General features: G+C 59.4%; 1 protein-coding gene. It reads right to left on the reverse strand.

Annotated elements, in window-relative coordinates:
* Positions 1-38: 38 nt before the first annotated feature.
* Positions 39-1016, reverse strand: coding sequence for an IS110 family transposase (locus C9F12_RS22180; protein WP_108450239.1), 978 nt, complete (start codon positions 1014-1016; stop codon positions 39-41).
* Positions 1017-1220 lie beyond the last annotated feature (204 nt).

Consider the following 1220-nt stretch of genomic DNA (forward strand, 5'->3'; position numbering starts at 1 on the left):
CTAGATACCATCTCCCCTAACCGGCCACAAACATCCCATCAGGCGGTTTGTGGCCGATATTCGGTTTGTGTCTTGAGGACACCATAGGCGATGTGGATCAGCTTCCGCATCGCCGCACCCAGGGCCGCCATCTTGCTCTTGCCGTTGCCTGTGAGCCGCTGGTAGAGCGCCGAGATATCCGGATTCCGCTTCAGCCCGACGACGGCTGCCATGTATAGACTCTGGCGCAGTTTCGGGTTGCCGGCTTTCGACAAGCGGGGTCGGCTTCGTACGGAACTACCCGACTCCCAACTGACAGGCACGAGCCCTGCAAATGCCGCAGCCTGCCGGGCGCTCGTGAAAACGCGGCTACGCAGCATTGCCAATAGTCGGAGTGATACCGCAGGGCCAACGCCGGGAATCGATTGCAGCAAGGCGCGATCCTGCTTCAAGCCAGGGTACTGATCGAGGTGGTCATCGATCTCCTGATGGAGACGATCCCGCTCACGCGTCAATGCCAGCAGGATGTCATCGATTGAGCGGAGGATATCGGTTGCCATGGCGAACTCGGCTTTCTCGCGCCGGTTTCGCTCACGCTGAATGTCCTTGTCCAGGGCATCGAGTCTCGCTGCCAGCGCCTTGAGCTTGCGCACTTCCTCGGGCTCTGGTTGCCAGGCTTCCGGGTGTTGAGTCGCGCCATACCGAGCCAGCACCACACTGTCCTTCTTGTCCGTTTTGCCGCGTACCCCCAGGCTGCGGGAGAAATCGCGCACCTGCGCCGGGTTAAGGACATAGACCTGGATGCCGGCAGCATGCAGCCAATACGCGAGCGTTTCATGATAGATACCGGTGGCTTCCATTAACACATGCCACTGATCCTGTGGTTCCCCAGTCTGGTGTTCGAGCCATTCAAGCAGGCGGGGAAAGTCCTGCCGACGATTGGGGAACACCCGTGTCTTGACCTTGCCGGTGGCCACATCGCGCAGCCAGGCGCAGTCGATCTTCTGCTTGCTGACGTCGATACCGATCACTGCCATGCTCTCGTCACCTTTCCTTGTTCGTGCAGCCTCACTCCAGATCGGGAGGGGCTTGGATACCATTCAAGCTATCGAGATAGAGGGCATCAGGGGGCATAGTCTAGCTACCAGGCTGTTGAGCCTCAGGCTCTGTGGATGCTCACCCTGATGCCAAGGCCTGCTGGCAGCTAAACAACAAGCCCGGAGAGACACAAGGCTCTGTCC

The organism is Halomonas sp. BN3-1, assembly GCF_003056325.1.
In the GTDB taxonomy this organism is placed as follows: Bacteria; Pseudomonadota; Gammaproteobacteria; order Pseudomonadales; family Halomonadaceae; genus Halomonas; species Halomonas litopenaei.

Bases quoted from the DNA above. Each gene is read 5' to 3' on its own strand.
- C9F12_RS22180 (WP_108450239.1), bottom strand. From the start codon at position 1,016: ATGGCAGTGATCGGTATCGACGTCAGCAAGCAGAAGATCGACTGCGCC.